This is a genomic window from Stutzerimonas stutzeri, assembly GCF_024448895.1.
Taxonomy (GTDB): Bacteria; Pseudomonadota; Gammaproteobacteria; order Pseudomonadales; family Pseudomonadaceae; genus Stutzerimonas; species Stutzerimonas stutzeri_Q.
Genome location: NZ_JAMOIC010000019.1, coordinates 43547 through 70372 on the forward strand (window position 1 = coordinate 43547; position 26826 = coordinate 70372).

At 62.0% G+C, this 26826-nt stretch carries 24 protein-coding genes; 6 read left to right on the top strand and 18 right to left on the bottom strand.

All coding sequences use genetic code 11. The features are described from left to right. Positions 1-102: 102 nt before the first annotated feature. The 3 genes from NA619_RS19375 to ada are packed head-to-tail and all read right to left on the bottom strand — an operon-like array spanning position 103 to position 2263. Positions 103-882 (bottom strand): TatD family hydrolase, encoded by a 780-nt coding sequence (locus tag NA619_RS19375; protein WP_255963444.1) that lies wholly within the window; start codon positions 880-882, stop codon positions 103-105. Between the two features lie 40 nt (positions 883-922). Continuing rightward, on the bottom strand, positions 923-1168 hold the full coding sequence (locus NA619_RS19380) for a hypothetical protein (RefSeq protein ID WP_255963445.1): 246 nt from the start codon (positions 1166-1168) through the stop codon (positions 923-925). 57 nt (positions 1169-1225) lie between these two features. After that, on the bottom strand, positions 1226-2263 hold the full coding sequence (ada, locus tag NA619_RS19385; RefSeq protein WP_255963446.1) for a bifunctional DNA-binding transcriptional regulator/O6-methylguanine-DNA methyltransferase Ada: 1038 nt from the start codon (positions 2261-2263) through the stop codon (positions 1226-1228). Positions 2264-2421: 158 nt separating this feature from the next. On the opposite strand from ada, the gene NA619_RS19390 reads away from it, so the two are divergent. After that, positions 2422-3312 carry a PA4780 family RIO1-like protein kinase gene (locus tag NA619_RS19390; RefSeq protein ID WP_255963447.1) on the top strand — a complete coding sequence of 297 codons (891 nt, stop codon included), beginning with the start codon at positions 2422-2424 and terminating at the stop codon, positions 3310-3312. Between the two features lie 388 nt (positions 3313-3700). On the opposite strand, the gene NA619_RS19395 is transcribed toward NA619_RS19390, so the two are convergent. From NA619_RS19395 to NA619_RS19405, 3 genes are read right to left on the bottom strand one after another with little or no spacing between them, the layout of a single operon-like run. Further along, positions 3701-5203, bottom strand: coding sequence for an efflux transporter outer membrane subunit (locus NA619_RS19395; protein WP_255963448.1), 1503 nt, complete (start codon positions 5201-5203; stop codon positions 3701-3703). Continuing rightward, complete coding sequence (locus NA619_RS19400) at positions 5203-8262, bottom strand: efflux RND transporter permease subunit (RefSeq protein WP_255963449.1); 3060 nt, start codon at positions 8260-8262, stop codon at positions 5203-5205. The genes NA619_RS19395 and NA619_RS19400 overlap by 1 nt, the downstream gene beginning before the upstream one ends. A gap of 4 nt (positions 8263-8266) precedes the next feature. Further along, the gene (locus NA619_RS19405) at positions 8267-9355 is read right to left on the bottom strand and encodes an efflux RND transporter periplasmic adaptor subunit (RefSeq protein WP_423836851.1); all 1089 of its coding nucleotides are present in this window, start codon (positions 9353-9355) and stop codon (positions 8267-8269) included. Between the two features lie 216 nt (positions 9356-9571). Here NA619_RS19405 and bfr point away from each other — a divergent pair, with 216 nt between their 5' ends. Next, the gene (gene bfr / locus NA619_RS19410) at positions 9572-10039 is read left to right on the top strand and encodes a bacterioferritin (protein ID WP_255963450.1); all 468 of its coding nucleotides are present in this window, start codon (positions 9572-9574) and stop codon (positions 10037-10039) included. Positions 10040-10100: 61 nt separating this feature from the next. Here bfr and NA619_RS19415 read toward each other — a convergent pair whose 3' ends face one another. The 4 genes from NA619_RS19415 to NA619_RS19430 form a co-directional block, all read right to left on the bottom strand. Next, positions 10101-12023, bottom strand: a complete 1923-nt coding sequence (locus NA619_RS19415) for a HAMP domain-containing methyl-accepting chemotaxis protein (RefSeq protein WP_255963451.1) — start codon at positions 12021-12023, stop codon at positions 10101-10103. Positions 12024-12238: 215 nt separating this feature from the next. Next, positions 12239-13819 (bottom strand): malate dehydrogenase (quinone), encoded by a 1581-nt coding sequence (gene mqo / locus NA619_RS19420; RefSeq protein WP_255963452.1) that lies wholly within the window; start codon positions 13817-13819, stop codon positions 12239-12241. A gap of 293 nt (positions 13820-14112) precedes the next feature. Further along, positions 14113-14526, bottom strand: a complete 414-nt coding sequence (gene cueR, locus NA619_RS19425) for a Cu(I)-responsive transcriptional regulator (protein ID WP_255963453.1) — start codon at positions 14524-14526, stop codon at positions 14113-14115. 107 nt (positions 14527-14633) lie between these two features. Then, positions 14634-17015 carry a heavy metal translocating P-type ATPase gene (locus tag NA619_RS19430; protein WP_255963454.1) on the bottom strand — a complete coding sequence of 794 codons (2382 nt, stop codon included), beginning with the start codon at positions 17013-17015 and terminating at the stop codon, positions 14634-14636. 154 nt (positions 17016-17169) lie between these two features. Between NA619_RS19430 and NA619_RS19435 the strand changes: the two genes are divergently transcribed. Continuing rightward, positions 17170-17361 (top strand): heavy-metal-associated domain-containing protein, encoded by a 192-nt coding sequence (locus NA619_RS19435; RefSeq protein WP_255963455.1) that lies wholly within the window; start codon positions 17170-17172, stop codon positions 17359-17361. A gap of 33 nt (positions 17362-17394) precedes the next feature. Here the strand turns inward: NA619_RS19435 and NA619_RS19440 are convergent, their stop codons facing one another. Further along, positions 17395-18024: a TetR family transcriptional regulator gene (locus NA619_RS19440; RefSeq protein ID WP_255963456.1), complete on the bottom strand. Its 630-nt coding sequence runs from the start codon at positions 18022-18024 to the stop codon at positions 17395-17397. A 207-nt stretch (positions 18025-18231) separates the two neighbouring features. On the opposite strand from NA619_RS19440, the gene NA619_RS19445 reads away from it, so the two are divergent. Beyond that, positions 18232-19428: a Bcr/CflA family multidrug efflux MFS transporter gene (locus NA619_RS19445; RefSeq protein WP_255963457.1), complete on the top strand. Its 1197-nt coding sequence runs from the start codon at positions 18232-18234 to the stop codon at positions 19426-19428. A 21-nt stretch (positions 19429-19449) separates the two neighbouring features. Here NA619_RS19445 and NA619_RS19450 read toward each other — a convergent pair whose 3' ends face one another. After that, entirely contained in the window at positions 19450-20463 is a 1014-nt protein-coding gene (locus NA619_RS19450; RefSeq protein WP_255963459.1) for a zinc-binding alcohol dehydrogenase family protein, read from the bottom strand. 105 nt (positions 20464-20568) lie between these two features. Here NA619_RS19450 and NA619_RS19455 point away from each other — a divergent pair, with 105 nt between their 5' ends. Beyond that, positions 20569-21498, top strand: coding sequence for a LysR family transcriptional regulator (locus NA619_RS19455; protein WP_255963460.1), 930 nt, complete (start codon positions 20569-20571; stop codon positions 21496-21498). 13 nt (positions 21499-21511) lie between these two features. On the opposite strand, the gene NA619_RS19460 is transcribed toward NA619_RS19455, so the two are convergent. The 3 genes from NA619_RS19460 to NA619_RS19470 all read right to left on the bottom strand — a co-directional run bounded on the left by NA619_RS19460 (position 21512) and on the right by NA619_RS19470 (position 23992). Continuing rightward, positions 21512-22462: an adenosine deaminase gene (locus tag NA619_RS19460; RefSeq protein WP_255963461.1), complete on the bottom strand. Its 951-nt coding sequence runs from the start codon at positions 22460-22462 to the stop codon at positions 21512-21514. A 516-nt stretch (positions 22463-22978) separates the two neighbouring features. Then, positions 22979-23257 (bottom strand): hypothetical protein, encoded by a 279-nt coding sequence (locus NA619_RS19465; protein ID WP_255963462.1) that lies wholly within the window; start codon positions 23255-23257, stop codon positions 22979-22981. A 135-nt stretch (positions 23258-23392) separates the two neighbouring features. Further along, positions 23393-23992 (bottom strand): IMPACT family protein, encoded by a 600-nt coding sequence (locus NA619_RS19470; RefSeq protein ID WP_255963463.1) that lies wholly within the window; start codon positions 23990-23992, stop codon positions 23393-23395. 174 nt (positions 23993-24166) lie between these two features. Between NA619_RS19470 and NA619_RS19475 the strand changes: the two genes are divergently transcribed. Beyond that, positions 24167-24496 carry a four-helix bundle copper-binding protein gene (locus NA619_RS19475; protein ID WP_255963464.1) on the top strand — a complete coding sequence of 110 codons (330 nt, stop codon included), beginning with the start codon at positions 24167-24169 and terminating at the stop codon, positions 24494-24496. 27 nt (positions 24497-24523) lie between these two features. On the opposite strand, the gene NA619_RS19480 is transcribed toward NA619_RS19475, so the two are convergent. Genes NA619_RS19480 through dksA form a run of 3 tightly spaced genes read right to left on the bottom strand, consistent with a single transcriptional unit; the run spans position 24524 to position 26784 of the window. Beyond that, positions 24524-25168, bottom strand: a complete 645-nt coding sequence (locus NA619_RS19480; RefSeq protein WP_255963490.1) for a DUF1826 domain-containing protein — start codon at positions 25166-25168, stop codon at positions 24524-24526. After that, the gene (zigA, locus tag NA619_RS19485) at positions 25168-26370 is read right to left on the bottom strand and encodes a zinc metallochaperone GTPase ZigA (protein ID WP_255963465.1); all 1203 of its coding nucleotides are present in this window, start codon (positions 26368-26370) and stop codon (positions 25168-25170) included. The genes NA619_RS19480 and zigA overlap by 1 nt, the downstream gene beginning before the upstream one ends. A gap of 9 nt (positions 26371-26379) precedes the next feature. Further along, on the bottom strand, positions 26380-26784 hold the full coding sequence (gene dksA, locus NA619_RS19490; protein WP_255963466.1) for an RNA polymerase-binding protein DksA: 405 nt from the start codon (positions 26782-26784) through the stop codon (positions 26380-26382). Positions 26785-26826: the final 42 nt, after the last annotated feature.

Here is a 26826-nt window from a genome sequence, read left to right on the forward strand (position 1 = left end):
GTCGCTAGCTATCTCGGCAGCATGGCGGTCTCACGTGATGATTGCTGCCGCTGCTGCTACGTTCCCTCGGCGGGTAGCATCACCACTGCGGTCAGCTGCAGCTCATTCCCAGTCAAACAGCTCGCGGCTGTTGCGATAGCTTGCTTCTGCCAGCTCTTCAGGGCTGATACCCCGGAGCTCGGCCAGTTGGCGGCAGATGTCGGGCAGGAATTCCGGGCTGTTGCGCTGGCCTGCATGGCTGTGGGGCGTGATATCCGGGGCATCGGTCTCCAGCACGATGCTTTCGAGCGGCAGTTGCTGCAGCACCCGATGCATTCGGTGCGCCTGTGGCCAGGTTCCAGCGCCACCCAGGCCGAGCTTGTATCCCAGCTTGATGTACTCCCGCGCTTCCTCCCAACTCCCGCTGAAAGCGTGTGCAATCCCGGTGCGTTTGAGCTTGCAGCGCTTGAGCGTGGCGATCATCTGCGCATGCGCCCGGCGAACGTGGAGCAGCACCGGCAGTTCAAATTCGTTCGCCAATTCGAACTGTGCTTCGAGCAGCTGTTGCTGGCGTTCTTTGTCCAGATTCTCGATGTAGTAGTCGAGACCAATCTCACCGATGGCGCAGAGTTTTTCCTCGCCCGCCAGGCGCTGCAGCCAGTTGCGCAACGCGTCGATATGTTCCGGCCGGTGGTCCTGCAAAAACACAGGGTGCATGCCCAGCGCGGCGTAGACAGCCGGTTCGTTCTGCGCCATCTGCCAGACTCTGGCCCAGTTCGCCTGATGCACGCCCAGCACCAGAATCCGTTCCACACCGACAGCTTTGCACTGCTCGATCACCTCTTTGCGGTCGTGATCGAAAGGGTCGAAGTCCAGATGGGTATGGGTGTCGATCAGGCGCACGTCCGGTTTCTCCTAGTCTGACGTGGTTAGGCTGCGGCAATCACTGGCCTGAGTCTTCCTCGATCTTGATATCGCTGACGCCGAGCTCGGCCATACGGCTGTCTTCGCTGGGGCGTACTGGAATTTCCCAGGGTGCATCGACCGCCGCGCGCGGTTCGCGTACATGATGCAGAAGAATTTCCAGCTCGGCTTGCTCCATGTCCGGCCGCTCGAAGGCGCTCAGGGTCAGGGAGGCCGGCTTGCCGTCGATCAGGTAGTGGATGCGATAACGCTTCAGTTCGGTCATGGGTGCTCGGTCCTTGGAATTCATGTGCTGTGAATCATGGGACCGTAGAAACTGCCGTCACGCTCCCGAATCGTCGCGCTCGGCTTCGAGCAACGCGGCTTTGCGTTCGATACCCCAGCGGTAGCCGGTCAGTGATTGATTGGCACCAACGACTCGATGGCAGGGCACCAGGAGTCCGACGGGATTGCTGGCACAGGCGCGAGCCACGGCGCGTGCATGACTGCCGAGACTCGCAGCGAGTTCGCCGTAACGGCGAGTTTCTCCCGGAGGAATATCCTGCAGCGCTTGCCATACCCGGTGCTGAAAGGCTGTCCCGCGCAGATCCAGCGGCAATTGTGCGGCCCGGCTGGGTTCTTCCAGCTGTGTGACGATCGAGCGTAGCCATTCGCCGAGCCCTGGCTGATCAGACCTCAGTTCCGCTGCCGCGAAGCGAAGCTGCAACTCATCGAGCAAGGGTTGCTCATCATCGCCGAAGAGGAGGGCGCAGATGCCTTTGTCGCTGGACGCGACCAACAGCAGGCCCAGCGGGCTCGGGCTGATGGCGTAGCGCAGAACTTCACCGGCGGCCCGGTGGCGTCGTTGCGCCGGGCTGAGAGCGGTGACGTTCTGATAGGCGCCACGGGTGCTGCCGTAGCCGGCATCCAACGCTGCGCCAAGTACCGATTCGGCGTGGGGGAGCGCCGTCTCCAAACGCTCGCGTCGCCGCGCTGCGGCCCAGGCGCGAGGCGTCAGGCCTGTGCGAGCCTTGAACGCGCGGGCCAGGTGCGATGACGACAGGCCGATCCGCTTGGCCAGCTGATCCAGCGTCATCGGCTCGGGGTTTTCATCGAGCAGACGACAGGCGGCGATCACCAGCGCATCGAGTTGCTCGGCGAGGCTCTGGCCGTGAGGTGAGCAGCGTCGGCACGCACGGAAACCGGCGGCTTCGGCCTCGTGGGTGTGCATGAAGAAGCTGACGCCTTCGCGCCTGGGGCGACGTGCCGGGCAGCTGGGCCGACAGAAGATACGGGTCGAATGCACGGCAAATACGAAGCGGCCATCGAAGCCCGCATCGCGGTCGCAGAGCGCTTGCCAGCAGTGATCGAAATCGAGCATTGCAGTGCTCCCTGGGTGAGTGATTCCGATTGTCCGCCCTGGCTGGCTGCGATGCCAATCCACAGTACGCTTTCAAACTTGCGAGCGAGCATGGAAGCCCGCTGGCGATTCCCGTAACCTGCAGATATGCATAGCCAAGAAGGGTCTGTAAGCCGCTGATGAAAACGCCAAAACGACTCGAGCCGTTAGTCGAGGATGGGCTGATCGACGAAGTGCTGCGCCCGCTTATGAGCGGCAAGGAAGCAGCGGTCTATGTGGTGCGCTGCGGGGATGAGCTGCGTTGCGCCAAAGTCTACAAGGAGGCCAATAACCGTAGTTTCCGCCAGGCTGTGAAATATCAAGAAGGCCGCAAGGTGCGAAGCAGCCGCGATGCCCGCGCCATGGCCAAGGGCTCCAAGCACGGACGCAAGGAAAAGGAGGAGAACTGGCAGAACGCCGAGGTGGCGGCACTTTTCCGCCTCGCGGAAGCAGGTGTTCGCGTACCCAAGCCGTACGACTTCCTCGACGGCGTGCTGCTGATGGAAATGATATCGGGCGAGGACGGCGATGCCGCGCCACGACTCAATGACGTCGATCTGCACCCGGACGACGCGCGCGAGTTTCACGCCTTCATGATCAGTGAAGTGGTGAAGATGCTCTGCGCCGGCCTGGTGCATGGCGACTTGTCCGAATTTAACGTACTGCTTGACGAGCACGGTCCGGTGATCATCGACCTGCCGCAGGCGGTGGATGCTGCCGGCAACAACCATGCTTTCGAAATGCTTGAGCGCGACGTTGGCAACATGTCGGCATACTTTGGGCAGTTCGCGCCGGAGCTGAAATTCACCCGTTACGCCAAGGAGATGTGGGCGCTTTACGAAGACGGCAAGCTGACCCCAGATTCTGAGCTGACAGGCGAGTTCGCCGAGCCGGAAGACGCTGCCGATCTGGATGCCGTCATGCGAGAGATCAAGGCCACCCTTGCCGAGCAGGAACGCAAGGAAGCCTTGCGCAATGCGACGGATGAGCCCAGCGACGAACCCCCCCCGCCGCCCTGGATGCGTAACTGAGCAGCGCCTGGCGGGGCTTGATCGCTTGATCTCAGGCACTGAGGGACGCTACTCGGGCGTCCCACCTTGGAGCGATCACGGTTCAGTGTCTGCGTGATGCTATCTGTTTATGATCGTCGGGATCGCCAGCAAGCTGGCTCCTACAGAGCGAAGGCGTTCCGGGCGCTAAGGTTCCAAGGCTGGTCGGCGGTCCGCTTTTTCGTAGGAGCGAGCTTGCTCGCGATCATCGCCCGGCGTTCCCCCGGATGCTCGCTGCCTGTACCGGTCCTGATCGCCAGCAAGCTAGCTCCTACAGAGCGAACGCGTTCCGGGCGCTGAGGTTCGCAAGATTGGTCCGCTTTTCGTAGGAGCGAGCTTGCTCGCGATCATCAGAGAGGCGGTCGCAGAATTACTGCTCCGGCTGCTCCGGCTGCTCCGGCGCTTCGCTCGTGTTGTCTGAATCCGACACCGCGCTCGGCTTCATCTCCCAGCCACCACCCAATGCCACGAACAAAGCCACCTGAGACGTTGCCAGGGCGGTTCGTCCCTGCAACGTCTGCTGGCGTGCCTGTAGCGAACCGCGCTGGGCGTCGAGCACCTCGTTGAGATTCGCCTCGCCCAGTCGATAGCTCTTCTGCGCCAGCTCATAGGCGTATTCGCGATGGCGCAGGGTGTTGCTCAGCGAATTCAGGCGGCGTTGCTGCCCATCCATGCGAACCAGTGAACGCTCGACTTCCTCCATCGCTTCGGCCAGCGCTTGCTGAAAGCCTATGTAAGCGCTTTCACCCTCTACATCAGCCAAATCGATGGCCGCACCGCGTCGCCGATAGTCGAGGAAGGGCATACCAAAGGTTGCACCCAGACGCGCGAAGTTCGAGGCGGTGGAGAAGGCATCGCCCAGTGCCAGCCCGGACCGTCCGACCGCAGCCTGCACCGCCAGGGTCGGGAAGAGGTCACGGCGGGCGGCCAGCGATTGCAGTTGTGCCGCCTGCAGCTGTGCCGCTTCGGCGATCAAATCCGGGCGTCTGCGCAATAGGTCCAGCGGTTGCCCAGGCGGGATGGGTTTATCTGCAAGCGGCACCTTTGCTGAAGCCAAAAGCTGGCGCGCGGTGCTGCCTGGCGGCTCGGCGAGCAGCGTATCAAGTGCCAGGCGCGCCTCGGCCAGGTTGATATCCAGCTCATCCAGGTCCGCTTCCAGGGAGGCGCGTTCGGCGGCACTCGCTTCTACGTCCAGACGGGTGACTTCACCGGCCTCAAACAATTTGCCGGCGATTCGTTCCAGGTCGGTTGCCAGCTCGATGCCCTCGACCAGCAGCGCACGCTGTCCTTCCAGCGCGCGCAATTGCATGTAGCCCTGGGCTGCATTGGAAGCGACTGCAAGACGAGCCGCGATGGCCTGAGCCTGGGCCGAGCGGATCTGCTGCCGCGCACTGTCCGTCCGGGCGCGAGTGGCGCCAAAAATGTCCAGCTCCCAGCTGGCCTGCAGCGCCAGTTCCCAATTGTCGAAGGTGATCACATCCTCGTCCGGAACGAACTCGCCGATGGGGCTGTTGGGGTCCGGCTCGTTGTTGTTTTCGATCCACTGACGGCTGGCCGATCCTGGTAGATCGAAGGTCGGGAACAGCCCGGCGCGCGCCTGACGCAGCTGCGACCGCGCGATATCGACCCGCAGCATGGCCAGGCGTATGTCTCGATTGTTCTTCAAGGCCTGGCGCACCAGGCGGGTCAGCGCCGGATCGTCGAACTGCTGCCACCAGTCGGCGAGCGCGTCGGCATCGGCGGGCTGTTGGCGCACGGCGTGAAACCAGGATTCGGGCACGTCCGGTGCGGGTCGCTCCGGCACGCTGGAGCAAGCGCCGAGCGCCAGCGCCATGGCCCAGACCAGTGGCGTGCGAGGCAATCGGCTAGGCATCAGGTTTCCTCCGGTTTGACGCGCATGAACAACAGGTACAGGCAGGGCACCGCCAGCAGGGTGAGCAGGGTGGCGAAGCCCAGTCCGCCCATAATGGTGACGGCCATATTGGCAAAGAAGGGGTCGAACAGCAGCGGCACCATGCCCAGCACCGTGGTGCCGGCTGCCATCATTACCGGCCGCAGGCGCGAAGCCGATGCCTCGACGATGGCGGTCAGACGGGGCACTTCATCCTCGATCTGCCGGTCGATCTCATCCACCAGCACCACGGCGTTCTTGATCAGCATGCCGGTCAGGCTGAGCAGGCCGAGCAGCGCCATGAAGCCGAATGGCTGCCCGGTAACCAGCAACCCGAGGGTGACGCCGCACAGCGCCATCGGCACCACCAGCCAGATCATCAATGGCTGGCGAACCTTGGCGAACAGCAGCACCGTGACCAGCACCATCGCCAGGTACGGAACCGCCAGCGTGCTGGCCAGTGCCTGCTGGGCATCCGATGACTGTTCATGATCACCGCCCCATTCCAGCGAATAGCCGGTGGGCAGTTCGATGCCCTCGATCAGCGGGCGAATGCGCCCGAACGCGTCGTTGGTGTTCTCCCCGTCACGCGGTTCTGCACGCACGGCGATGGTCCGTTCGCGACCGTAACGACGAATCATCGACTCCTCGGTGGTTGCCTCGATGCCATCGGCCACCTGAGCCAGCGGCACGTAGCGGCTGCTCGCCGGGCTCCAGATCAGCCGTTGCATCAGATCGCCCGGTTCGACGCGGTCCTCCGGCGTGGCACGCAGCAGGATCGGGATCAATTCGTCCCGCTCGCGGAAAACGCTTACCTGCTCGCCTTCGCTGGCGACCGAAAGCGCTTGCGAGACCTGCTGCCGGGTCAGGCCGGCGTCGGCCAGGCGGTCGAGTGCCAGTTGCGGGCGCAACACGGGAATCGGATCGCGCCAATCATCGCGGATGTTGAAGACGTTGCCCTGCTCGTGAAGGATTCTCTGACCTTCGGCGGACAGCCTGCGTAACTCTTCAGGATCCGGGCCACTGACGCGAGCTTCGAGCTTGGCTTCGGCATTCGGGCCGAACATGAATTGCGCTGCGGCCACGTCGGCCGAAGGGTAACGGCCCGGCAGGGTCTGGTTGACCTCGTGCACCAGCCCGGCGATGACATCGGGCTCCTCGGTGCGTACTAGAAAGTGCATGAGCGCAGGGTTGGGCTGCTCCGGCGCATAGGTGAGCATGAAGCGGGACGCGCCCGAGCCGACGAAGGTCGACACATCGCTGACACCGTCGAGCTGTTTCAGGTAGCCCTCGACATCTTCGGCGGTGCGGCTGGTTTCGCGAATATGCGTGCCCTGCGGCAGGAACAGGTTCACGTAGAAAATCGGCGTGCTCGATGGCGGAAAGAAGCTCTGTGGCACGCGGCTGAAACCCAGCACGCTGAGCACCGTGAGCACCACCAGAATGCCCAACGTCAGCCATGGATGGGCGAGCACCGAGCCGGCCATACGGCGGTAGCGGTTGTAGATCGGCCCGCTGTAGGCCTCGTCCGCATCGCCCCCGTCATTATTGTTGTCGCGGTCACCTTTGCGTTCCAGCAGGTAGTAGCCGAACAGCGGCACCACAAGCAGTGCCAGCAACCAGCTCAGCAGCAGCGAGGTGGCGATGACAAAGAACAGCGAAAACAGGAACTCGCCCGTTGTGTCCTGCGACAGGCCGATTCCGGCAAAGGCGAGAATGCCAATGACGGTCGCGCCCAGCAGCGACCATTGGGTCTGCTGCAGGGTCTTGCGCGAGGCTTCGAGGATGCTTTTGCCGCGTTGCTTCTCGATCAGCATGCCGTCGCAGACCACCACCGCGTTATCCACCAGCATGCCCATGGCGATGATCAGCGCGCCGAGGGAAATGCGCTCCAGCTCGATTCCGGCCAGCCACATCACCAGCAATGTGCCGAGCACGGTGAGGAACAGCACGGCGCCGATGATGACACCGGCCCGCACGCCCATCGCCAGACAGAGCACGCCAACGACAATGGCTACCGAAAGAAATACGTTGAGCGCGAAGCTGTTGACCGATTCGTTGACGATGCTGTGCTGCTGATAGAGCGGGTGCAGCTCGGCGCCGAGCGGCATCAAGTGCTGCATGGACTCCAGCTTCGCCTCGACGCTGCGCCCCACCTCGACGATGTTGCTGCCCGAAATCCCGCTGATCCCCAAGGTCAATGCCGGCTCGCCGTTATGTCGAATGATCTGGCGAGGGCGCTCGGCATAGTCGCGTTTGAGCGTGGCGATCGATCCCAGGTCCACGCTTTGCGGACCCTGGCCAACCGGCAAGGCGCGCAGGGCGTCCAGCGAGTCGAAAGCGCCGGTCGGGCGGATATGCACAAAGAACTCGCCGGCCCTTACGCCGCCGGATTCCACCGCGGCATCGGCATCGGCCAGCGCGGCGACCAGCTCCTGCGGTGACAAGCGCAAGGCCGCCAGACGCGCCTGATCGACCTCGACAAGAATCCGCTCTTCGCGCACCCCGGCGATTTCCACCTGGCCGACGCCCTCGGCGGTGATCAGGCCGCGGCGCAGGTCCTTGGCAACTTCGTGCAGCTCCTTGAGTGTCAGCCCATCCCCGGTGAGCGCAAAGAAAATCCCGTAGACATCGCCGAAATCGTCGTTCACCAAGGGCGGGTCAAGCCCCGGCGGCAGCTTCTGCTGGGCGTCGCCAACCTTGTTGCGCAGCTGATCCCAGATCTGATCGAGTTGCTCGCCGGAGTAGCGGTCCTGGATTTCCACACGCATCTCGGCCAAACCGCTCATCGAGCGCGAACGGATTTCCTTGACCTCGGAAAGCTCCTGAATGGCGCTTTCCAGCGGCTCGGTGACCTCCTGCTCGACCTCGAGTGCGGTCGCGCCGGGATACTGCACCGTGACGATGGCTTCCTTGATGGTGAATTCGGGATCTTCCAGGCGGCCCATTTCGAAGAAGGCGAGGGTGCCCCCAATCAGGCAGATCAGAACCAGAACCCAGATGTTGACCGGCTTGCCGATGGCGTAACGAGCTAAATCCATCCGCTTATTTCCGCCGTTCGGCTTTGATCGGTTGGTCTTCCGAGAGCTTGCTGCCGCCGGCTACCACCACGAGCATGTCCTCATTCAGCTCTCCGCTGACCACAGCATGATCGTCCTCGATTCGCTCGAGCTGCAGATCGTGACGCTTGGCCTGGCCATCGACTGCCAGCCACAGGTAATGGCTGCCATTGGGTGCTGTCTGCACGGCATTGAGCGGCAGGCGAAAGCGCGGCTGCGTATCGTCCCGGGGAGCGGAGGGGCGCTGCAGATGCACGCGCATGGCCATACCCGGCAGCAGGTTGTAGTCGGTCGGCTGTTCGCCGCGCAGGGTCAGGCGGTAGGTGCGCGAGCCCTCGCGCGGTTGGGTGCTGTGCTCTTTGTAGGTCAACGGCAGTTCCAGGTCGCCGATGATCAGCTCGCCTCTGGCCTGCAAGGTGTCGTTAAGTGGAATGCTCAACGCCGCGGTTTCGGGCAGGTCGACCGTAACCTCGATGTGCTGGTTGTTCTGCAATTCGATAACGGGCGACCCCGTGGCGACCACCATGTCCGGCTCGACCAACCGCCGCGCAACCACGCCATCGAACGGCGAGGTCAGGGTGCTGTGTTTGATGTCGCGAAGCGCGCTGTCACGGGCTACGCGCGCCGCCACTACGTTGGCTTGCAACGGTTCGATGGCAGCCGGAGCGAGGATGCCTTCGGCCAGCAGCGCGCGTTTGCGCGTCAGATCCGCTTCCAGTTGGCGCAACCGTGCGTCGGCCTCACGCTTTTGCAGCTCGTAGTCGGTGCGGTCGAGTTTGGCCACCGCCTGCCCTTTCTTCACTGGCGACCCCTCGTCGACGAGGATGCGTTCGACCCGTCCTGGTACCTGAAAGGCCAGCTGCGTGGTGGTCACGCTTTCGACCACGCCTGAAAACCGCAGCGCCTCCGGGCCCTTGTCGATGCGCTGTAGCGGCTCGACGAAGGCCACGCGCGGCGGCACAGGTGCCGGCTCTTCGTCATCTGCACAGCCTGCTAAGGCGAGCAAGAGGCAGAGCGATCCAGTCATGCAAAAGAGGTTGAACGGGACTCGAGGCGTTCGCTGAAGCGGCGGCATCCATACTCCTGGGTGTTAGGAACGAGCAGGGCGTTGCAGCGTCCAAGCGCTACGATAGATTCAGTAGAGCCCCGCTCTGGCCCGGGAGTTCGCCTTGTTTTGATGTGACCCGCTGGTCAGCCGGTTTTGCCTGCGTCACTGGAGGCAAGGTCTATCTGTCGCCGATTGGGCGTATCATTGCCCGGCGTTCAAAAGTCAGTGCAGGAGAAAGTCGCAATGCAAGGTCAGCCACAGGTCATCGAATATCTCAAAGAGCTGCTGCGTGGGGAGCTGGCGGCGCGCGATCAGTACTTCCTGCACTCGCGGATGTACGCCGATTGGGGCTTCACCAAGCTCTACGAGCGGATCAACCATGAGATGGAAGAGGAAACCCAGCACGCCGACGCGCTGCTCAAACGTATCCTGTTCCTCGAAGGCACCCCGGACATGACCCCCGATGCGATGCATCCCGGCCAAACCGTACCGGAGATGCTGCGTAGTGATCTGGCGTTGGAGTACAAAGTGCGCGAAGCCTTGGCCAAGGGCATCACCCTGGCCGAGCAGCACAACGACTACCAGACCCGCGACATCCTTGCGCTGCAACTGATGGACACCGAAGAAGATCACGCCTACTGGCTCGAGCAGCAGCTCGGCATGATCGACCGCATCGGCTTGCAGAACTACCTGCAGACGCAGGCAGGCTGATCACCGCAGCCGATGCACCACGAAGCCAGGCGCGATGCCTGGCTTCGTCGTTTCAGGCAGGTCAGATGCGGAAGCGGCTGACCATCGTCTGCAGCTGACTGCCCAGACGTGCAAGCTCTACGCTCGACGCGGCCGTTTCATCGCTGGCCGCGGCAGTCCTCTCCGACACATCGCGCACGTTCACCACGCTCCGGCTGATCTCTTCTGCTACGGCGCTCTGCTCTTCGGCGGCCGTGGCGATCTGCTGGTTCATGGCCTGGATGTTCGACACCGTGCTGGTGATGCGCGCCAATGATGTGCCGGCGCGGCGGGTCAACTCGACACTGCTTTCGGTGAGGGTGCGACTGTTCTGCATGATCGCTGACACCTGTTGCGTGCCGCCTTGCAGTGCCGTGACCAATCCTTCGATTTCCTCGGTGGATTTCTGTGTGCGTTGCGCCAGGCCGCGCACTTCGTCGGCGACCACGGCAAACCCGCGTCCGGCTTCACCTGCGCGTGCTGCTTCGATTGCAGCGTTAAGCGCCAGCAGGTTGGTCTGCTCGGCCACGGCGCGGATCACGTTCATCACGCTGCCAATCTTGTCGCTGTCGCTCTGCAGGGCGGTCATCGCCTCAGAGGAACGGATGACTTCACTGGCCATGCGCTCAATCTGCTCCACCACTTCGGCTACAACCCGATCACCCTCACGTGCTTCGTGATCGGCCTCGGTGGCTGCCTGCGCGGCCTGTTCGGCGTTGCGTGCAACCTCTTGAACGGTGGCCGACATTTCATGCATGGCGGTCGCGACCTGATCGGTTTCTTCCTTCTGGCTGTTGACCCCGGCACTTGTCTGAGCGGTGACAGCCGATAGTTCTTCGGCTGCGCTGCTGATCTGGCTCACACCGTCGCGTATGCCGCCGATCAGCTCGCGCAAGGTGGTACCCATCTGCTGGATGCCTTGCTGCAGGACGCCCAACTCGTCGCTGCGGGTGATCTTTGCAGTGGCAGTCAGATCGCCCGAAGCAATGCGTTCGACATCCGCCATGGTAGTGCGTAGCGGGAAAATGATCTGGCGGGTGATCAACCACGCTGCAAGCACCCCGAGCAGCAGTGCCAGCGCTGTGCTGACGACGAGCCTGTTGCGCGCTTCACCGCTTTCGATGTCCAGGCGGTTTAGCTGGAAGTCGTACAACTCATCGCTGAGGCGCACGATTTCCTTTTGCTGGTCGGTCATTTCCTGGCGTGCCTTTGCAATCGCCTGGGTGGCGCTGACCAGGTTTCCGATTGCTGCGCGGTATTCACCCAGCACGGTGCGGATCTGGCCAACGGCGTCGCGGTTGCTCAGATCGATCACGCCACGGTTTTGCTCCAGTGTTGCCACGGCGGCATCGAGCTGGCTGTAGACGTCTTGTATTTTCTCAGCGCTCGACGAAGCCATGTAGATGCGCAGTAGGTACTGAGCCTGCTTGATCTCATCGCGGATATCGGTAATCGCGCGAAGCTGCTCGAAGCGCTGGTCTTCGTACTCGGGGAGCCGCAGTACGCGGGCATGGACTGCGCTGGTCAGTTCGCTCAGGCGTGCGGCTGCACTGTCGATTGTTTGCTGCGATCCGTTCGCCAGCACGTAGCTCTGACGCATGTTGTTCAGCGAGTGCTGGTATTGCTCGTTGTAGCCGGCCTGCTCCTTGAGCATTGCCACGTTCACGGGGTTTTTGAACGTATTGAGCAGTTTTGTCTGCTGGGCCAGGTAGATCCCCAAATTCTTGTCCAGGCGCTCGGTGGACTCGGTGTCGCCGTTTGCCAGCATGAATTGCAGGCGCGCGATGCGCAGGTCAGTCAGCGTGTCGTTGAGATGCGATATCTCAGTCATCCAGCTGCTGCGTTGAATTACGCTGCCCAGGCTGCCCCAGCCATTCCAGGCTACAACCAGAGTAAGAACCAGGACAGCGCCAAAGCCCAGGGCGAGCTTCCTGCTGACGCCAATATTTCCAAACCAGCTATTCATTCAAATACCACTTGCGAGAGACGATCAGAGAAACTGCGACGGACCGTCGACAGCTGCGGTGCGCCGCGTTTTCGGCACGAAAAATCCAGACATTAGCGCGTTATTAATATGGCGCCACAAATACGACAAATGGTTGTCGAGGTCAGTCCGACGTTGAGCTCGCGGCAGCAAGTCACAAAAAAACCCGCCGCAGCGGGTTTTTCCGATCGATTGCGTCAGTCAGTCACTAGCTCTTCGTTGCTGCCGGTCGAGGCAGCCAGCTGCAACTGCTCGCTGGTCATGGCTCGCACCCGCTCAGTGAGTGCCGGGTCGTCGTTCAGGGCGCGGCCGTATGCCGGGAACATGTCCTTGAGCTTCGCTTGCCACTCAGGCGACTCGACCTGCGCCTTGAAGGTGGTTTTCAGCAAGGTGAGCATGATGGGCGCAGCGGTAGACGCTCCAGGCGAGGCCCCGAGCAGGGCCGCAATGGAGCCATCCGAAGCGCTGACAATTTCAGTACCGAACTGCAGCACGCCGCCTTTTTCCGGATCGTCCTTGATAATCTGAACACGCTGGCCTGCGGTGATCAGCTCCCAATCATTGGCATCGGCCTCAGGGAAGTAATCCTTCAGCTCAGCGATACGGTCTTCCTGGCTGAGCATCAGCTGGCCGATCAGGTACTGGCTCAGATCCAGGTTATCCAGGCCGGCCTGAACCATTGGCACGGCGTTGTCAGTGCTCAAAGAGCCGGGAAGGTCCATCAGCGATCCGTTCTTCAGGAACTTGCTCGAGAAAGTGGCGAACGGGCCGAACAGCAATACCCGCTCACCATCAATTACGCGCGTATCCAGATGCGGCACGGACATTGGGGGCGAACCGACCGATGCGAGACCGTAGACCTTGGCCTGATGCTGCGCGACAACCTCGGGGTTGCGTGTCATCAGGAACTGGCCACCCACGGGAAAGCCTGCGTAGCCCTTGGCTTCGGGAATGTCGGCCATCTGCAACAGCTTCAGCGCGCCGCCGCCAGCGCCGATGAAGACAAAGCGCGCCTTGACGCTGGTCTCGGTCCCGCCGTCAGCGAGATTGGCGGAGACGACGGTCCAGGTGCCGTCATCGTTACGCACGATGTCGCGCACTTCATGCTGGAGCTGCAGTTTGACCTGCTCGCTTTTGCCCAGAGCGTTGAACAACTGACGGGTGATCTCGCCGAAGTTCACATCGGTGCCGATCGGCATGCGGGTGGCTGCGACCTGCTGGGCGTCGCTGCGCCCGTTCATCACCAGCGGAACCCACTCGGCGATCTGCTGTGGCTGCTCGGAGTATTCCATGCCCTTGAATAGCGGGCTCTGTTGCAGCGCAGCGTGGCGCTTGCGAAGGAAGTCGATATTGTCTTCGCCCCAGACAAAGCTCATGTGCGGGACGGCATTGATGAATCGGCGCGGCTCCTGAAGCACGCCGCGCTCCACCTGATGAGCCCAGAACTGTTTGGAGACTTCGAACGACTCGGCAATGCTCACGGCCTTGCTGATGTCGATGCTGCCGTCGGCTTTCTCCGGCGTGTAGTTGAGCTCGCAGAAGGCGGAGTGCCCGGTGCCGGCGTTGTTCCAGGCATTGGAGCTTTCGTCGGCCACGCTCGGCAGACGCTCATGGACTTCCATGGTCCAGCTCGGCTCCAGTTCGTGCAGATAGGTCGCCAGGGTGGCGCTCATGATGCCGCCGCCAATCAGCAGGGCATCCACGGTCTTTTCGGGTTCATTGGGTTTGGAGCAAGCGACCAGTGCGAAGCACGTAAGCGCCAGGGTCAATTTCTTCATCAGGGTTCTGTTTTGCCTGGTAAGGGTTAAGCGGGGCAGCGCGTGTCGTTCAAAGGAATGGCTCGCCGCCCGCGAGGGCAGCTGATTCGGATCCGAGGGAAGACAAGCGCATACGGGTAGGCCGGAGGCCTGGAGGCAAGGCGGCTGCGGTGATGCCCGACTTAAGCGGCAAGCGACCGGTTGCGGGCATGCCGCGACCACCTCCTTGCGAGGGGCGCGGAGTTTATTAGGGAGCTAAGCATATGGCAACGCCAAACACTGGCTGCTTGGTTTGGCCCCCGGATGCCTGCCTCCTATTTGTCCCGTGCTCCGTTACGACAGCCAGACTCCAAATCCTTAAGGATCGGGCAATCCGGTCGGTCGTTCCCTTGGCAGGTATCGACCAACTGCTGCAGGGTGTCGCGCAGCCCTACAAGCTCTTCGATTTTCTGGTTCAGTGCGTCAATATGCGCGCCGGCAAGCGCCTTCACGTCCGCGCTGGCGCGTTGGCGGTCCTGCCAGAGGGTGAGCAATTTGCTCACTTCATCCAGGGAAAAGCCCATGTCGCGAGACGGCTTGATGAAGGCGAGTCGGTGCAGATCCTCTTCGCCATAGTGGCGATAGCCGTTGGCGCTGCGGCCGGCGGGGGAGATCAGGTCGATGGACTCGTAATAGCGAATCATCTTCGCCGAGAGGCCACTTTTCTTGGCTGCTTGACCGATGTTCATACGGGCTCCGCGCGTATTGAGTGCTGGTGGGCGATGTCGGTGGGTATCGCTGCGCTCAACCGCATCCTACGCAATGAGCGGCGAGCGGTGAGCGTCCGCATCGGTCGTCATTCCTCCGGTTTCCAGCGTTTGAGCAGCAGGGCGTTGCTGACGACGCTGACGCTGGACAACGCCATCGCTGCACCCGCTACCACCGGGCTGAGAAAGCCGAAAGCGGCGAGCGGAATGCCCACCAGGTTGTAGATGAATGCCCAGAACAGGTTCTGCTGGATCTTGCGATAGGTCCGGCGGCTGATCTCCAGCGCCGCCGGCACCAAGCGTGGGTCGCCACGCATCAGGGTAATGCCGGCCGCATGCATTGCTACGTCAGTACCACCGCCCATGGCGATGCCAACGTCGGCTGCCGCGAGGGCTGGTGCATCGTTGATGCCGTCGCCGACCATGGCGACTACGGCGCCGCCTTTCTTCAACTGCGCAACGACCGCAGCCTTATCCGCCGGCAGGACCTCCGCGTGCACGCTGTCGATATGCAGCGCTTCGGCAACCACGCGGGCGCTGCCGCGGTTATCCCCGGTGATCAGGTGGCTGCGGACGTGTCGAGCATTCAGCGCGGCTACCGCCTCGGCGGCACCTTCTTTGAGGCTGTCGCCAAAGGCGAACAAGCCAAGAACCCGCGTTTGCGGGGCCGTTTCGATCAGCCAGGACAGGGTGCGACCTTCGGCTTCCCACGCTTGCGCTTTATCAGCCAACCCGGCCGGCTGCAGGCCGTTGTCATCGAGCAGACGTCGATTGCCCAGCGCCAGCGAGCGGCCCTCCAGATCACCGGCGATGCCGCGACCAGTCAGTGACTGGCTACGCTCCACGTCGCCCACCGTCAGCCCTGCTTCCTCGCAGCGATCGAGCACCGCGCGAGCCAGCGGATGTTCGCTGCCGCGTTGCAGCGCCCCGGCCTCTCGCAACAGTTCGGCCTCATCGCCCTCGACCGCGTGCAGATGAACGATGCGGGGCTTGCCGGAAGTCAGCGTGCCGGTCTTGTCGAAGGCAACCGCGGTCACGGCGTGGGCAACCTCCAGCGCTTCGGCATCCTTGATCAGGATGCCGTGCTGTGCAGCGACACCCGTGCCAGCCATTATTGCTGCAGGCGTTGCGAGGCCAAGGGCGCAAGGGCAGGCGATGACCAGGACCGACACGGCATTGAGCAGCGCAACTTCCGCCGATGCGCCTGCGAGCAGCCACCCCGCAAGGGTCAGTAGGGCGATGACCAGCACTGCCGGGACGAATACCTGGCTGACCTTGTCTACCAGCTTCTGAATTGGCGCCTTGGCCGCCTGTGCGTCTTCGACCAGACGGATGATGCGCGCCAGCACCGTTTCGCCACCCAATGCAGTGGTGCGTACCAGCAGCCGGCCTTCGCCGTTGATTGCGCCACCGGTGACGCGATCCCCCTGCGCCTTGGCCACCGGAAGGCTTTCGCCGCTGATCAGCGCTTCGTCGGCTTGGCTTTCTCCCTCGACGACTTCGCCGTCTACCGGGAAGCGTTCGCCGGGCTTTACCGTTACCAGGTCGTTCAGCTGCAGGGCGGCAATAGCGACTTCCTCTTCACGGCCATCAACGACCCGCACCGCGCGATCCGGTCGCAAAGCCTCAAGCGCGCGGATAGCCGCGCTGGTCTGGCGCTTGGCACGACTTTCAAGGTACTTGCCCAGCAGGACGAGGGCGATCACCACTGCGGACGCTTCGAAATACAGATGCGGCATCTGGCCAGCCTCTGCGGCCCACCATTGGTAGAGGCTCAGGCCGTAACCGGCGCTGGTCCCGATCGCGACCAGCAGATCCATGTTGCCGGCACCGGCGCGTACGGCTTTCCAGCCAGCGACATAAAAACGCGCGCCAAGAATGAACTGCACGGGGGTGGCGAGCAGAAACTGCGCCCACGCAGGCAGCATCCAGTGCTGGCCGAACAGGTCACCGAACATCGGCAGAACCAGCGGCGCGGCCAGCAGCAGTGCGGCTATCACTGCCCATCGCTCGCGACGCAGGCGTGTTTCAGTACGGTCGGCAGTGGGTGGACTATCGTCTGCGGGCTGAGCCTTGTAACCCGCCGCTTCGACCGCCTGCACCAGAACCTCCGGGTCGACCACGCCCATCACTTCGACACGCGCCCGCTCGCTGGCGAGATTCACCGAGGCGCTGCTCACGCCCGACACCTTGCGCAGCGCTCGCTCGACGCGACCGACACAGCTGGCACAGGTCATTCCTTCGATTAGCAGTTCGGTGCTCTGAGTCGGGACCCCGTAGCCGGCTTTTTCAACGGCCTGCACCAGACCGGCGAGATCGGCATCCTGGGCCTCTATCCGGACCTGTTCAGCTGCCAGGTTCACCGCGGCGCTGTCGACGCCCGGCACTTTCATCAGGGCGCGCTCGACTCGCCCGGCACAACTGGCGCAGGTCATACCGGTGATTGGCAGGGTATAGGTGGCGCTGGCCATGGGTTGGCTCCGGATTCGGTCTGATGTCGTCGATGCTCAACCTTCACCCAATGGTAAGGTCAAGTCGAGCAACAACGCGTCGCGGCAGGTCCATTGACCTTAACACCGTGGCAAGGTCGAGCATCGTGCCGGTGGTTTTTAACAGGAGAGAGTAATGCAGACGTTCAACGTAGAAGGCATGACCTGCGCCCATTGCGAGCGCGCCGTTATTCAGGCAATTCAGGCCCGCGACGGGGATGCGCGAGTTGAAGTGGACCTGGGCGCCGGCGTGGTACGGGTCGAGAGCCGCCTAGACACTGCCGCGGTACGCGAGGCGATCGAAGAGGAGGGCTATCAGGTTCGATAGCTGTGCAAGCGACAGCAGGCGCTGCCGCAGCGGTCATTGGGTAGCGGAGCTTTCCCAATCCTTGACCAGACCCCGGAACACCGGATCGATGAGTGCGGCGCAGTCCTTTTCAGGATCGAACAGCGTCGAATCGCGGGTCCAGTCGCTGAACAATCCGACGATCAGCGCATGCAAGGTGAGCGCAGCGAGGCGCGGTGTCACGCCCGGCTGAAGGCTGTCGGAAGCGCTCGCCAGCAGCTTTTCACAAAGGTCGATGAACAGATTGATGAAGGCATGATGACGCTCTTCGGCCTCGCGCAGTTCGTCGGTGAATTCACAGCGATGCAGAAGGATGGTCATGACACGGCGCTTTTGCTCGTCGCGGCCCAGCGCGCTGATACCTTCGATGCAGAGGTCGTAGAGGGTGCGCATCGGTTGTTGCTGGGTACAGCTGGTGAGCCGCTCGGTCATCTGCTCGGGCGGCAGCCGTACCTGATTGAGCATTTCGTGAAACAGGTGTGCCTTGTTCTGGAAATGCCAGTACACGGCACCGCGCGTCACGCCGGCGTCGCGGGCAATCTGGTCGAGGCTGGTATGTGCCACACCCTTGTCGAGAAACAGCCGCTCCGCCGAGGCGAGCAGGGCTATACGGGTTTTTTCGGCGTCTTCTTTGGTTCTTCGCATGATTGAGCTACGGCAGCCTCGCGCTGCAATGGAGAGGCCCATTTCGGGCAGGCGATGCGGAGTTCGTCCATCAACATCTGCAACTTTGGGTGTTTACAATCGTCTGTGTATGTAACAGCATCTCAGCTCCTCTGTAAACGTTTCGATCTCAGCCGCAGCTTTGCCGCGGTTGATGCCTCGGCTATTTCCGCTCCGCGAGTTTTACCCATGCCCTTTCCGATCATCTTGATTCTCGGCGCGCTCAGCGCGTTTGGCCCGTTGGCCATTGACTTCTATTTGCCGGCCTTTCCGACCATGGCGCGCGCCTTCGGAACGGACGTCGAGCACGTGCAGCTGTCATTGGCTGCCTATTTCGTAGGGCTGGCTTTGGGTCAGCTGTTCTATGGGCCGTTGGCGGATCGCTATGGTCGTCGCTGGCCACTGCTGGCGGGCGTTACGCTGTTTACCCTGGCTTCGATGGCGTGCGCCTTTGCACCCTCGCTGGATTGGCTGATCGCGGCGCGCTTCGTCCAGGCGCTGGGCGGTTGCGCGGGTATGGTGATCACGCGAGCAGTGGTGCGTGACAGCTGCGATCCGGTGCAGGGTGCGAAGGTCTTCTCACAGCTGATGCTGGTCATGGGGCTGGCGCCGATCCTGGCCCCGCTAGGTGGCGGCTTATTGCTCAACGCGTTTGGCTGGCAGGCGATCTTCGTTTCACTGACAGCTTTCAGTGCGCTGTGCGGAATTGCAGTCGCGCTACGGCTGCCTGAAACACTACCGGCCGATGCGCCTCGGCATCCATTGAGCGGCACGCTGAGGCGCTACATTGACTTGTTCCGCGACCGCGAATTCATCGCGTTCGCCCTTGCCGGTGGCGTGGCCATGGCCGGCATGTTCGCCTATGTCGCTGGCTCGCCTTTCGTCTTCATCGAGTTGTACGGAATCCCGGCCGAACACTATGGCTGGTTGTTCGGCAGCAACGCGGCGGGTTTCATCATCGTTTCGCAGATCAACGCACGGCTGCTGCGCCTGCGCGGTCCGGGTTTCTGGCTGCGGCGCTTCGTCTGGTACTACTTTGCCTGCGGCGCTGCGCTGCTGGTGATGGCGTTGAGCAAGCCGGATGCACTCTGGCCGCTGTTGATCCCACTATTCGCCGGCCTCGCGAGCCTGGGCAGCATTCTGCCCAACGCCACTGCTTGTGCCATGGCCCAGCAGGGCAAGCAGGCTGGCCTGGCATCGGCGCTGATGGGCAGCTTGCAGTTCTGCGTGGCAGCCGTGGCGTCGGCCACAGTCGGCTGGTTGCACAACGGCACGGCGGTGCCGATGGCGCTGGTGATCTGCGTCTGCGCGCTGCTGGCCGGTTGCCTGGCCTGGTACACGGGGCAGCTTGCCGCTTCTCAGCGTCGGGAGCAGACCGCCTCGTGATGAGGCGGTCGGCCCGGCCGGTCAGAACCCTTCCAGAACGATCTTGCCCTTGGCCTTGCCGCTTTCGATGAAGGCATGAGCGCGGCGCAGGTTTTCGGCGTTGATGGTTCCGTAGTGCTCGCCCAGCGTGGTCTTGAGTACGCCGCTGTCGATCAGTTCGGCCACTCGGTTGAGCAGCCGGTGCTGCTCGATCATGTCCGGCGTCTGATACAGCGAGCGCGTGTACATGAGTTCCCAGTGCAGAGAGAGGCTTTTGCGCTTGAGCAGGCTGATGTCGAGGCTCTCTGGGTCATCGATCAATGCCATGCGGCCTTGGGGCCGCAGCGCTTCTACGATCTGTGCCAAGTGCACATCGGTATGGGTCAGGCTGGCGACATGGGTTACATCAGTGATGCCGGCACGCTGCAGTTCTTCGGCAAGCGGCTGGCTGTGATCGATCACCTCGTGAGCGCCCAGCTCACCAACCCAGGCCTGCGTTTCGCTGCGCGAAGCGGTGCCGATCACCTTCAGTCCAGTGAGCTGACGCGCCAGCTGGACGAGGATTGAGCCAACGCCACCTGCGGCACCGACGACCAGCAGTCGCTGATCGAGGTCTTCAGTCCCTTCACTGATCTGCAAGCGCTCGAACAGCAGTTCCCAGGCAGTGATAGAGGTCAGCGGTAGCGCTGCTGCGGCCGCGAAGCCTAGCGTCGCCGGCTTGCGCCCGACAATGCGCTCATCCACCAGATGCAGCTCGCTGTTGGCGCCTGGCCGGTCCAGCGCGCCGGCGTAGAACACTTCGTCCCCGGCCTTGAACAGCGTTACTTCACTGCCAACTGCACGCACCACGCCCGCTGCGTCCCAGCCGAGCACCTGGTGCTCGCCGGCTTCGGGCTGTACGCGCTTACGTATCTTGGTGTCCACCGGGTTCACCGAGATGGCGCGTACTTCCACCAGCAGGTCGCGCGGGCCGGGAGTAGGGTCTGGCAGTTCGATGTCGAGTAGCGAGTGCTGGTCGGCAATGGGTAATGACTGTCTGTAGCCGATGGCTTTCATGATGGTCTCCTTCATGGATGAACGTTGAGTGCCGCCATGTTCGGCTTTCGGGTTGCGAAGAAAAACCGCATATTGCGCAGAGGCTCTTTCAACGGATTATTGAAAATGCTGCGCACCGATGATCTGCAGGTATTCGTACTGACAGCCGAACTCGGCAGCTTGTCTGCGGCAGCTCGGCGGCTGGAGTTGTCTCCGGCAGTAGCGAGCGCGGCGCTAAAACGGCTGGAAGCGCAACTGGGGTGCCGACTGCTGGTGCGTTCGACTCGCAGCCTCAGGCTGACGGGGGAGGGCGAGCAGTATCTGCCGCATGCGCGCGCGGCATTGCAGAGTCTGGTTGCGGGCCAGCAGCTGCTTGCTGGTGGGAAAGCGAGCATCAGTGGTCCGCTGCAGCTATCGGCGCCGTCGGATTTCGGCCGCAATGTGCTGTTGCACTGGCTGGACGAGTTCCAGCTGCAGCATCCGCTGTTGAGCGTTCGTCTATTACTGGCTGATCGCAACGCTGACCTGTTTCGACAGCCGGTGGACATCGCGCTGCGTTACGGGCAACCGGAGGACTCCAGTCTTGTGGCGCTCCCCGTGGCGGCGGCCAATCGACGCGTGCTCTGCGCGGCGCCCAGCTACTTGGCTACGCATGGCGCGCCTCGTTCGCTCGGGGAGTTAAGTGGACATAACTGCCTGCGCTTCATGCTGACGGGACGGGTGCATGAGCGCTGGTGCTTTCATGACGGCCGCCGCGAGTTGCAGCAATCGGTGACGGGCGACCGCATCAGCGATGACGCCGATGTGGTGCGGCGTTGGGCACTGGCTGGGCGGGGCGTGGTGTACAAATCCTGGCTGGATGTCGCGCAGGACGTGAAGGCCGGCCGCCTGATCGTCCTGCTGCCCGAGTTGTCAGGCGAGGCGGCGCCGCTGAATCTGATCTGCGCTCATCGCGCGCACCTGGGTGAAACGCTGCGATTGCTTCGTGAACATCTCGTCGTGCGTTGCCAGGCGCTGCTCGAGCATGCGCCTTTCGGCGACGGTGTGCGCCGCTGACGGGCCCGCAGGGTCACATGGCCAGACGTGCGTCGAGGCTGTTTTGCGCCAGCCGGCGCGCCTGCTCTTCGGTCATGCCCAGGCTGTCATGCAGGGCCATGAAGTTCTCCGTCACGTAGCCGCCGAAATACGCCGGATCGTCGGAGTTCACCGTGACCTTCACGCCTTGCTCCAACATCTGCAGGATGTTGTGCTGGCTCATGTCATCGAACACGCAGAGCTTGGTATTCGACAGCGGGCAGACGGTCAGCGGAATCTGCTCGTTGATCAGTCGCTCGATGAGTTTTGGGTCTTCGGCGGCGCGCACGCCGTGGTCGATACGGCTGACCTTGAGTAGATCAAGCGCTTCCCAGATGTACTCCGGCGGACCTTCCTCACCGGCATGTGCGACGGCGAGAAAGCCTTCAGCCCGAGCCTTGGCGAAGACCCGCTCGAACTTGCTCGGTGGATGACCCATTTCGGAACTGTCCAGGCCGACTGCGAAGAACGCATCACGGAAAGGCATTGCCTGTTCCAGTGTCTTGAAGGCCTCATCTTCAGGGAGGTGACGCAGAAAGCTCAAGATCAGGCCGCTGCTGATGCCGAGCAGTTCGCGACCGTCAGCCAGCGCACCGCTGATGCCACGCATGGCGACTTCGAACGGGATACCGCGGTCGGTGTGCGTTTGCGGGTCGTAGAAGGGCTCGGTATGGACGACATTCTGCTCTTCGCACTTCTGCAGGTACGCCCAGGTCAGGTCGTAGAAATCCTGCTCGGTACGCAGCACGTCGGCGCCAGCATAGTAGAGGTCGAGAAATTCCTGCAGGTTGCCGAAGTTGTAGGCGCTGCGCAGCGCGTCAACATCGTTCCAGGGCAGGGCAATCTTGTTGCGTTCGGCCAGGCGAAACAGCAGCTCGGGTTCGAGAGAGCCTTCCAGGTGCAGATGCAGCTCGGCTTTTGGCAAGGCATTGAGCCAGTCGTACATGAGAATCCCGTCCGATAAAAGGGCGCATTTAATCACGCCGCGTGGATTGACCCCAGAGTCAGATAGCGCCACTGACCCGGATTCGCCAGTCAGATGCGCCTGACGTGGTTGGCCCTACACTGTGCAAAAAACGAGCACAGCGCGGCAAGCCAGGCCTCACGGGCTCAGTACCCGTTGACCCAAAGGTTATCCACAGCATTGTCCACTCCATCTGCGGATAAAACGCCTAGTGGTATGGGAGCTGCTGCATTACCTAATAATTTTCGGTTTACTTCTAAAAACGCTTGAGAATCAGAGGGCTATTCAGCCATACAGGCTAGCTTTGGACTTTTGGTTAAAGATTGACCGGCAGGCGTTGAGGCGCGTCGTGGATGGGGTCGCCGCATTGATCCCATTGTTATCCACAGTCTCATACACACATATGGTGGAAAACCTGGCGGCATAAAAAAACCACGCTTGCTTGAGACAGGCGTGGCTTTAAGAGTTTATGCTCGGTTCAGCACACTCGATTGCAAATCAATTTTGAGGAGCGGGTGCGCGTGGCTCAACTGGCTCCCCGACATCCGGCTCATCGTCGTCCGGCATCGTCACGTCCACATCTGGGACCGTGACCGTCTTCTCTTTGGTGCCGACGTCTACTTCAGGCGCATCCACGTCGTACTCGGGCATGTTGCCACCCTCTACTTCGACGTCAGGAAGCGAGCCCTCCTCAGTTTTCTCGACCTCGCAGCCAGCCATGCCCAACGTCGTGAGCAGCACCGCACCAGGGATCAGCCATCTGTATTTGCTTTTCATCAATCAACTCCTCATTGCTGCGGAATTTGTATTTCGGCACGTCAGCTCGACTGCGCCGGGGCACACGCGTTAGCTAGATGTGCCTGCCCCACGGCAAGTGCCGCTGTAATAAGGACTGCACTGGAAACGCGCAGTTCACCCAGCGGCCACATCCAATGGATTCAGCACGATACGGCCGCGACTGATGTCGGCAACCAAGAGCTGCAGGCGCGGCTGTTGCTCTTTCGGTAATGCCAGCTGCAGCTCGGCGCCTTCGGCATCGAACGTTTCGCTTTCAATTAACGCCTCGAATTCATGCAGGCGCGCCTTGAGCAGCGCCAGCTCGGCGAAGCGGCAGTGCAAACTGCAGCGAACCCGGGCCACCAGTTCGATGCGTTCACCCGCCTGCAGGCATTTGGCTGCGGAGCCGCCATAGGCGCGGGCGAGGCCGCCGGTGCCGAGCTGAATCCCGCCGAACCAGCGAATCACGACCACCACTACCTGATCGCAGTCCTGGCCTTCGATAGCCGTCAGCATAGGCCGGCCGGCCGTTCCGCCGGGTTCGCCGTCGTCGCTGAACCGATACTGATCGCCAATTTTCCACGCCCAGCAGTTATGCGTCGCGCTGGGGTCACTAACGGCCTGGATGAAGACCTGCGCCTCGTCGGGACTGGCAATCGGCGCAGCTTTGGCGAGAAAGCGGCTCTTGCGGATGGTTTCCTGATATTCGCAAGGTTCGGCTAGGGTGGACGTCATGAGCGAGTCGAAGATTGGTGGCTGGGCTCGACAGTGTAACGGCGGCCAGTCCATGCGAGGCGGTGACATGGCCGCTGAGTCGATCCGGATGAACTTTGGGCAGCAATGACTGCACGAAATTGGAGTTGGGCCGACAAGTGCTCAGCACTTCACCGATTCGAAACGGAGGATCCAATGCTCAATTCCAAATACGAGGCATGCATCAAGGCCTGCTCAAACTGCGCCATTGTCTGTGAAACTTGTGCGGCATCCTGCCTGCGCGAAGATGACGTGAAGATGATGTCCAGCTGCATCGAACTGGATCGCGACTGCGCCGATCTATGCGCGTTGGCTGCGGTGCTGATGACCCGCGACAGCACCCTTTCCCGAGAGATGTGCCGTATCTGCGCCGAAGCTTGTCGCGCCTGCGCCGAAGAGTGCGGCAAACATCAGATGGACCACTGTCAGGCTTGTGCCGAAGCCTGCCGCAAGTGTGCCGAAGAGTGCGAGAAGATGGCTGCCTGACTGATCAGTGCGACAGTCGGCGCGTTTTCAAGCAAGCCAGTCCAGCGTCAGGATCAGCCGTTTGGCAGCCGGACTGGCGGACGGCGAGCGGTGGATGATTCCCGCGCCTTCATTCCCTTGCCACTTCTCGCCTTTGAACAGCGCGACGTCGCCAACACTGAGCTGCTCGATACTGGCGCCGTCGGCTGGTTCGGCGGCGGGTACGCCGACCCGCTGACGAGACATGCCGCCCTCACTCAACCATTCACTGCCTGCACCCGCATAGGTTGTGATCAACCGCAGCGGAACGTGGTCGACGTGGAAACGCGGACACATTGGTTTATCCAGTACACGCAGCCGCAGCCCGATGCGCTTTGCCTCCAGCAGGCAAGCGAAAGCACCGACCAGCCAGCCCACATCGGCGATAAATCCGGCATGGCCAGCGATGTCGCGATAGGCCGCCGCCAAGGATGTTATGGGCACAGCACCATTGGCATCTGGCTCGATGGTCAGCGATTCGGCCAATGGCGCGTCCAGCGCCAACAGTGTCTGAGCGAAGTCGGAAATATGCGAGGGCAACTGGCGCTGCCATACCGAAAGGTTGACCCCGTCGAGCAGCGCGTCGCAGAGCACGGCAGGGGTGTCGCCGAATACCTGCCGCGGTGACGCGCTGAGCATCTGCCGCGCCAGCATCATGCGACCTCCTGGTGCCAAGGTCCGAAAGGGTCTGGCAGCTGCAACCAATGGTCCTGGCCGAGGTTCAATTCCAGGTCGCTAAGCAAGCAGGCGTCGAGGTCGGCGCGCAGCTGGGTGAAGTCGATGTTCTGGCCGATGAAGACCAACTCTTGCCGGCAGTCGCCGCAGTCTTCGTCCCATTTCTGGCGGATCGCCGCGCGTGATTCCTCGTCGTCTGGCCATTGCGCGTCGGGGGTGTAACGCCACCAGCGCCCGGCGTAGTCGTAGCGCATCAAACCGCCGGCCTGAGACCAGCTGCCGGCTTCCTGCGGGCGGCTCGCCAGCCAGAAATAGCCCTTCGAACGCAGCAGACGGCCATTGGTCCATTCGCGATCAAGGAAGTCGTGAAAGCGCTGCGGGTGGAACGGCCGGCGCGCCAGGTAGGCGCTCGATGCGATGCCGTACGCCTGGGTTTCCGGGACGTGCTCGCCGCGCATTTCCTTGAGCCAGCCCGGCGCCTCGGAGGCGCGCTCGAAATCGAAGCGGCCGGTGTCGAGGATCTTCGCCAGCGGCACCTGGCCCATGCTCATGGGGATGATGTCCGCCTGGGTGTTCAAGCGACCAAGTATGGCGATGAGCTCCTGGCGCTCGGCGCTGGAGATCAGATCGATCTTGCTGATGAGGATCACGTCGGCGAACTCCACCTGTTCGATCAGCAGTTCGGTGATTGAGCGTTCGTCGTCCTCGCCCAGGGATTCCCCGCGGCTCTCCAGGCTTTCTGCTTCATGAAAGTCGCGCAGAAAATTCACCCCATCGACCACCGTCACCATGGTGTCCAGTCGGGCCAGATCCGCCAGGCTTTGACCTTGTTCGTCGCGGAAGGTGAAGGTTTCTGCGACCGGTAACGGCTCGGAGATCCCGGTGGACTCGATCAGCAGGTAATCGAAGCGACCTTCTCGGGCCAGTTTGCCGACCTCGATCAGCAGGTCCTCGCGCAGGGTGCAGCAGATGCAGCCATTGCTCAGTTCCACGAGCTTTTCTTCGGCGCGGTTGAGACTGACGTCGCGCTGGACCTCGGCGCCGTCGATGTTGATCTCGCTCATGTCGTTGACGATGACCGCCACGCGGAGACCTTCGCGATTCTTCAGGATGTGATTGAGCAGCGTGCTCTTGCCGGCGCCTAGAAAGCCGGACAGCACGGTAACGGGGAGGCGGTTCATGGCGGTCTCTCAGGCGGTTCGTTGGTGGCGTTCAAGCGCTTCCTGGCGCTCTTTGGCTTCGATGCACAGCGTCGTGGTCGGACGCAACAGCAGCCGTTTCAGGCCGATGGGATCACCCGTCTCGGCACACCAGCCGTATTCGCCCCGGGCCAGGCTATCGAGGGAGTCATCGATCTTGTCGAGCAGCTTCTTCTCCCGTTCCAGCAGCCTCAGCTGCCATTGGCGTTGCTCTTCGGCAGTACTGACATCGGATGGGTCGCTGCTCGGTTCCTGCTCGCGCAGCTGCTGAAATTCTTCGGCGATTCGCGTCTGCAGCTCGGTACGTTGGCGCAGCAGCAGGTCGCGGAAAAAGGATTGCTGAGCCTCATTCATGTAGGCATCGGCGGGTTGGGCGAGGAGTTCTGCTTCGGTCATCGGGTGTCGCCAAGTAAGCTTCTGTTCGATAGTTATAACATA